We start from the raw sequence: 7277 nt of genomic DNA on the forward strand, positions 1-7277 counted from the left end.
CCGGATAAGCTACAATGCCAATAAAGCTTCCCTGAAACGGTCTGCATATTCTGCAATTACACTCTGATCAAAATAGGGTTCTTCTTCGACTCTGCCGATCATTTTAATTCCGGTTTTCTTCAGAATAACAGATTCTGAAGAAACATTTTCATCTCCACTGAAAATAATTCCTGCCAGGGTTACTTTCCTGTTCTGTAAAGCTTCTATGGTTAATAAAGTATGGCTGATACTTCCCAGATAATGACGGGAAACAACTATAACTTTATAATCCGGCTGTATCAAATCGGCAATAGTATCTTTATCATTCAAAGGGACATAAATTCCGCCTGCTCCTTCGATTACTAAATGGTTATCGGTCTTTGGTTCTTTTATCTTTTTCAAATCGATTGTAATAGCATCCAATTGTGCTGCTAAATGTGGACTTGCGGGCGTTTGCAGAGCATAACTGTTCTCAAATATCTTCGATCTGGAATTGGAAAGTTTAGATTTTATCTTATGACTGTCTGAACAGTCCAAATCTCCTGCCTGAATCGGCTTCCAGTAATCTGCTTCCAAAGCTTCTGTTATAATGGCGGAAACAACGGTCTTTCCTACATCTGTGGAAATCCCGGTAACGAATATTTTTTTATTTTTTTTTGGAGAACTCATGATTACAAGTATTACAGTGGTATTTATAGGTTATATAAAACGGAAGAAGCATCAGAAACAAACCAATAATAAAAGAAAATAATGATTTCAGATCGGTAATGCTACTATTCAGAGTTACTTCATTACTTCCGCAATTGGGACAAACAACTGCTTCTCCTTCGTCATCTAAAGAAAATACTTTGATCTGTTCTAGTATCTCCTTTGCCTGAGCCTCCTGATCCTGATGCACTTTGAGTTTGATTCCTCCTACAGCATTACTGACCAACGGATCTACTCCAATGGTAAATTCATCAAATAAATATACTTCAATACCTTCGGTTTCTAATTTTCCTTTTACGATCTGTGCTTCTGCTGCATATTGAAAAGTAGCTATTTGTCTGAATTCTTCTTTCATAATGGTACAAAGTTAGAGGAAAGAAATAAGAAGCAGAATAAATGATCCCGAAAATTTAGAAATTTATACCACATAGGACATGAGCAAAATTACTCGCACCAACTACTTGTTACTAAAAGTCAATTTATATCTATTTCTAAAACAGTACAATCGTCATTTCCATAATTCCTTGCGCTACTATATTTCCAATCTATCGGATTGGTAACAAAACCCGCTTCTACAGGATTATTATGGACATAATTCAGCTTTTGATCAAATACTTTGAGTGACCAGATTTCAATTGGATTATTATTCTGCTGCCAAAACTGCCTGTGTTTTACATTACTATTTTTCTTCCCTGCCCTTTCAAACATCCAAAGCATCCATTCTTTTCTACTTTCTTGTAAATTCTCTTCAATCTCTTTTAATAATTTTCTGGAAGTAAATCCTTTAAAATCCCTCATTAATCCGGAAGGATCACCTTGTAAAGAACGAAAAATTAAATGAATATGACTTGGCATTATACAATATCCATAAAGCTCCATTCCTTTTTCTTTTCTGCAATATTCTAATGACTCTATAACAATAGAAAAATAAGTGTCTCTTGTAAATACATCAATCCAATTAACAGTTGCAAACGAAACAAAATAAGCTCCTTCTTTTTCTCCAAATTTATATTTTCTACTCATTTTATTTTTAAATTATAAAAAACGGTAACTTTTATAAATTACAATTTTATTTATTTGCTGGCGCGAGCATCTTGCTCGTGATCACAGTAAAACTATTTCCTAGAACTTATAAATAAACTAAAACATTAAGAACTAGGACACGAGCAAGATGCTCGCGCCAGCAGGGGATTCTTTACACTTTCCCCCGATGGCACAAACATCTTACTTTTTAATATTACAATCTATAACCTATTTTAATATGTAAATCTATGTTCGTCTCTGAGGTATCATTTCTGTATTTAGATTGTTTTTTCAAGAGGAACGTCTGCATAATTCCTACTCCAAGCTCATAATTAAAATTAGAACGCCCCATATTACGTCGGATCGCCCATCTTGGGTTAATAGTTATTTGTTCATCAATAGTCCCGTATTTATCAGATATAGCAAACCAATCCGGATGATAATATAATGAGAAAGCTATAAAATTAGCACTGTTATTTCTCGTCTGCTTTCCTTTACTGCTTCTCTTTTTAAAATTATAATACCAACGTGGTTCTATATTTAAAGCCGGGGTTAAAAAATTAAATCTTTTATTGTCAGCTTCTCTTTCAAAATAAGCCCAATCAAGCCCCACTCCACTTTTCAATGTAATATCATTCACTATTTTTATTTCGTAATTCAGATTGACTCCTGAAAATGCACCTATACTAACATCAATATTAAACATTGATTTTTCTACTTCTGTAGTTTGTGATGTAACGATATGGCAAGATAAAAGTGCCAGAAATGCATAAAATTGTTGTTTCATTTTTGTATTTATTTTTGTATTTATTTTAAAGTATACAAGTATTAAGTTTAATGCTCCCCCGCTAGCGCGAGCATCTTGCTCGTGACCACATAAAACTATTTCCTAGAGTTAAAATAAACTAAAACATTAAGAACTAGGACACGAGCAAGACACTCGTGCCAACAGGGAGTAAATATTTCCTTTTTGTTTCTCTTTTGTGTAAACCTATTTCAGGACAAGACACTTTAAGTTGTTATTTCTTCTAAATAAGAAAGTATATAATATTTTTTATAACTATTTTTTTCTTTCAATAATTCTGTTTTTAATTTTTTTAATTCTGTTTCAATCAACTCATTACATTGCACATATAGATAAAAATAAGGTAAAAGAAACTCATTATCTTTTGATAAACTAATAATCTCTTGTTTATATAAACATGGAGAATACGTGTCATTTTCTTCTATATACATTTTCCAAAATAACAGTTCATTATCAATAGGATATTCTTTGAGTGCTATATCAAATATATTATTAACTGCAACTGGAAATTCTAAAATTTCTTTAGTTGAAAAAATATTATTTGTTATGCAATACGATTCTAAACCATAATCAAATGAAATAGTCCAATAAAGTAGTATTAAGTTTATATAATCATCTTTAAAAGAGGTTCCAGTATCTATTTTTTCTTTATACGATTTAATATGTTTTTCTATATCAAAATTTATTGTATCCATAATATTAAGTTTATCTTGAGATTGTATTTACACCTGCGTTTGTAATTTTACCTTTAATCGTTTCTACCCATATTTGCTTCCCCCCGCTGGCGCGAGCATCTTGCTCGTGACCACATAAAACTATTTCCTAGAGTTAAAATAAACTAAAACATTACGAACTAGGACACGAGCAAGATGCTCGTGCCAGCAGGAAGTAAATATTACCTTTTTGTTTCTCTTTTGTGTAAACCTATTTCAGGACAAGACAGTTTTAGTAAATTATGACTTGCAACACCTTTCTTTATTAAAACACAAGGAGTATATGTTGGTTTCAATCTACTTTGTTCAATAGCTGGTTCTATATCTAAATCTGTTGGTTTTGATTGCATAATCAAATCTAGAATACTAATTAAAAAATCTTTTTTATCAGTAACATTGAAACTATCAAACAAGACTAAAAGTTGATTTATAGGTATCAGCCCTTGTCCATACTTATTAACTAATATTTCTTCTTCTATTTTCATAAATTTAACGACGTGGATTAATAATTATATGAGGTTTTGTTGGATCAAGAGAACCTTTTAAAAGATCTACATTTCGTCTAGTGTTATCTAATGAAGAACGTGAACCTGGTAAAGAATTCTTAATTTTAGACCATTCTCTACTATTTTTAATTCCTCCTTTTATAATATAATCCCAATCTGACATATTACCCCCGCTAGCGCGAGCATCTTGCTCGTGACCACATAAAACTATTTCCTAGAGTTAAAATAAACTAAAACATTAAGAACTAGGACACGAGCAAGATGCTCGCGCCAGCAGAGAATAAATATTTCCTTTTTGTTTCTCTTTTGTGTAAACCTATTTCAGGACAAGACAGTAAACCTATATCAGAACAAGACAATCAAATTAATTCTTTATATTTATGCGGTAACCATTGTTTTATTTCTGTTTGTTCTTCTTTGGATTGTTTAAATTGTTCTCTAAAAATCGTTGAATATTCAGATTTGAAACCGATTATATCCAGTGGATATTCATAATCATTAGCCGAATATTTACCCCACTTTCCACTTGCTCCAAAAACAAAATACTCATTGTAACTCATTTCAAAAAGAACAGCTGATATATAATTACCACTTATCAATTCATCCCAAGTAATATTTACTGGAAATTTCATTTTAAACATTGGCTCACCGTCCATAAATTCTTGTGAACATTGAATAATTACAAAATATTCTTCATCTATTTCTCGCATAGCTTGTTGTAGTTGCTTAAAGTCTTCTTCAACAAACAAACAACCACCTCTTAAAGCTATCATTGCAAATTCCGGACGATAAACCAAATCTGGTAAAACCTTATCCTGAATAAATATTTTATCTTGTATTGGTTTCCATTTTGTTTGATATTCTAGTTCTGTTAACCAATATTTCTGTAAATATATCTCTGCAAGTTTTCTGTTTCCCCACTTATTAGCAGGGACTAATCTTGACGAAGTAGAAAACCAATAGTTTTCAGTATAATATTCTAAATGTTTTATTTGTTCTATCATGGTGTTACACGAATTTTAATCATTTTACCTATATTAGGTGTAATATGAATAGTATAAGCCCCTGTCGTTTTTGAAAGGTGGCTCCCTATTTGCATTCCATTTGACATTAAATATTGACCATTTGACTGTAGTATTCCTTTTTTCGTTATTGTTTTGAAAATAGAAGCCCCATCTCCTTTTACAAAACCTTGCATTCCTGCTTTTACTTTGGTTAAATTACCTGCTCCCTGAATCAAACTTTCTGCATTATTGAATTGGTTCAATAACTTCGTTCCACCGTTTGTTAAAGCCTTCATTCCCATTTTAGCACCCCCTCCACCAACTAAATCAAGAGCTCCTAAACTTCCAACAGGAGCAAATCCTGTAGCAAAACCATTTCTATCAACCAGAAGCCCAGCACCATTATGAGTAATTGCTCTGCCTCCATCCAGAAAATTCATTACATTTTCGAAGGTACTTAGTTCGCTTCTTGCCGGAGCTATTTGATAATCCGGTACAATGGATTTTATAGTACCCCCGATTCCTCCTCCGGCACTTCCTGTCATATTATTGACAAATCCCGTATTATCCGGCATCGGTCCTGAATAATTGGTCGTATAGATCGCTACTTTGACCGTTTTGTTCTTATTCCCTTTGAAAAGCTTTGAAATCGAATCCCCTATCGATTTATAATTTCTTTCGGTCCATTTCCCTACGGATTTTGCTTTATCTCCCCAATTTTTTAAATTCAGGTTCTTGGCTCGCCAGTTCTTAAATCCAGGATCGTTCCAACGATTGGCAATATAGGATATACCCGTTATACCGACAGATATACCCATTTGAGCACCCCAGAAAAGTGCCATCGTTTCAATTATAACCTCACTTGGATCGGTATATTTTACTATACTATAACTTTACTAATAGCTCCTCATTGCGGGTATAAAAAATATTCCTTTTTTGTTTCTCTTTTGTGTAAACCTATTTCAGGACAAGACACTTATTTAAGGACAAGACACTACTCTATAAGTTCCTCCTCCATCAAATTCATAATCGGAATTTATTCCTGGAGATAAGATTAATCCTATATCCGTTGGTTTATATTTAGAAGATATTTCTGCCCAATACTTTTCATTAATAAGCTCACTAGATGATTCAACTAATTTTTCATAATCATAAACCCTAATAAATTCTATTAATATTTCTTCTTTTATGATTATAAGTAATCCTGTATCTGATGAAAAAAACGAATTATCACCTATAATAACTTCACTATAATCAACTTTTTTTATTTTATTTAGATCAAATATTATTTTATTAGACTTATACTCAGCAAAAGGAGTGTCTGTATAGGGAAATATTTTCTCTCTTATATCTTCTTTTCCTATTTTATTTATATTTTGAAACTTTATTTCATTCCTAATCTCGTTTAAATATAAAGCATCTATTATAAAATATAATTCTCCTATATTTAACTCTAATGATTCTCCATTTAATGATATATTTTTCATAATAATCTTTATTTATATTTTACATATCTCAAATATTCCAAATTATATTCCTTTAACATTCCTTCTGCATGATGGAAAATTTGAGAAGGTGTAGCATTTGGATACTTCTTTATAAATTCAGTCCACTTTTGATTCCATCTACCTGGTAATTTACCCAAACCTTTCCCATGAACTCCTCTAAGATGAGTTTGTGTACTTATTTGTACTGCGTAATCATCAATATTTGTTATTCCATTTTTAGTAAACCATTTTCTAAATTGTTGAGGAAAAACATGGTGTTTATGTAATGTTTTAGGCGCATTAAGAAGTCCTTTAACTCCTCCTCCTCCAACTAAATCAAGAGCTCCTAAACCTCCTACAGGAGCTACATCTGTAGCAAATCCATCATTATTAACAAGGAACCTTCTTCCATTATGAGTAACTATACCACCATCTAAAAACCTCATTACAGCTCCAAAAGTACTTAACTCACTTTTTGCCGGAGCAATCTGATAATCTGGAACAATAGGTTCATACTGAACAAAACTTGTATTACCTCCCCCAGTACTCCCCGTCATATTATTTACAAATCCCGTATTATCCGGCATAGGTCCTGAAAAATTGGTCGTATAAATCGCTACTTTGACCGTTTTGTTCCTATTCCCTTTGAAAAACTTAGAAATAGAATCCCCTATCGATTTATAATTTCTTTCGGTCCATTTCCCTACGGATTTTGCTTTATCTCCCCAGTTTTTTAAGTTCAGGTTTTTAGCGCGCCAGTTTGCAAATCCGGGATCGTTCCAACGGTCTGCCATATAGGACACTCCGGCTATACCGGCGGATATGCCTATTTGTGCTCCATAGCTAATACCTATTACTTCTATACCGCCAAAAATAAACTCCCCACTAGGATCGGTATACGCCATCGGATTGTTTAATACATAACCATACCTATTAAAATTCTGGGTATCGGAAGGATCTTGTATAAAATTATCCGGTTGCAGAAAACGATGTACTTTAGGATCGTATAAACGACCGTTCATATGGATAATACCTACACTCTGTAAATGTTC

General features: G+C 32.7%; 11 protein-coding genes. All 11 read right to left on the reverse strand.

Annotated elements, in window-relative coordinates; all coding sequences use genetic code 11:
• Positions 1–9: 9 nt before the first annotated feature.
• The gene (bioD, locus tag AC4FQX_RS14825) at positions 10–648 is read right to left on the reverse strand and encodes a dethiobiotin synthase (protein ID WP_491168501.1); all 639 of its coding nucleotides are present in this window, start codon (positions 646–648) and stop codon (positions 10–12) included.
• Positions 626–1042, reverse strand: a complete 417-nt coding sequence (locus AC4FQX_RS14830; RefSeq protein ID WP_491168502.1) for a putative signal transducing protein — start codon at positions 1040–1042, stop codon at positions 626–628. The genes bioD and AC4FQX_RS14830 overlap by 23 nt, the downstream gene beginning before the upstream one ends.
• A 119-nt stretch (positions 1043–1161) precedes the next feature.
• Positions 1162–1710 (reverse strand): REP-associated tyrosine transposase, encoded by a 549-nt coding sequence (locus AC4FQX_RS14835; RefSeq protein WP_491168503.1) that lies wholly within the window; start codon positions 1708–1710, stop codon positions 1162–1164.
• Between the two features lie 214 nt (positions 1711–1924).
• Positions 1925–2497, reverse strand: a complete 573-nt coding sequence (locus AC4FQX_RS14840; protein WP_491168504.1) for a hypothetical protein — start codon at positions 2495–2497, stop codon at positions 1925–1927.
• Between the two features lie 224 nt (positions 2498–2721).
• Positions 2722–3210: a hypothetical protein gene (locus AC4FQX_RS14845; protein ID WP_491168505.1), complete on the reverse strand. Its 489-nt coding sequence runs from the start codon at positions 3208–3210 to the stop codon at positions 2722–2724.
• Positions 3211–3410: 200 nt separating this feature from the next.
• Positions 3411–3713 (reverse strand): DUF5958 family protein, encoded by a 303-nt coding sequence (locus tag AC4FQX_RS14850; protein WP_491168506.1) that lies wholly within the window; start codon positions 3711–3713, stop codon positions 3411–3413.
• Positions 3714–3717: 4 nt separating this feature from the next.
• On the reverse strand, positions 3718–3897 hold the full coding sequence (locus AC4FQX_RS14855) for a hypothetical protein (protein WP_491168507.1): 180 nt from the start codon (positions 3895–3897) through the stop codon (positions 3718–3720).
• 196 nt (positions 3898–4093) lie between these two features.
• Positions 4094–4738 (reverse strand): hypothetical protein, encoded by a 645-nt coding sequence (locus AC4FQX_RS14860; protein ID WP_491168508.1) that lies wholly within the window; start codon positions 4736–4738, stop codon positions 4094–4096.
• Positions 4735–5580, reverse strand: coding sequence for a hypothetical protein (locus AC4FQX_RS14865; protein WP_491168509.1), 846 nt, complete (start codon positions 5578–5580; stop codon positions 4735–4737). The genes AC4FQX_RS14860 and AC4FQX_RS14865 overlap by 4 nt, the downstream gene beginning before the upstream one ends.
• A gap of 138 nt (positions 5581–5718) precedes the next feature.
• Positions 5719–6225, reverse strand: a complete 507-nt coding sequence (locus tag AC4FQX_RS14870; protein ID WP_491168510.1) for a hypothetical protein — start codon at positions 6223–6225, stop codon at positions 5719–5721.
• Between the two features lie 8 nt (positions 6226–6233).
• On the reverse strand, positions 6234–7277 hold a 1044-nt coding region (locus AC4FQX_RS14875), incomplete at its 5' end, for a DUF2380 domain-containing protein (RefSeq protein WP_491168511.1).

This window comes from Flavobacterium sp. AK-301, assembly GCF_058310215.1.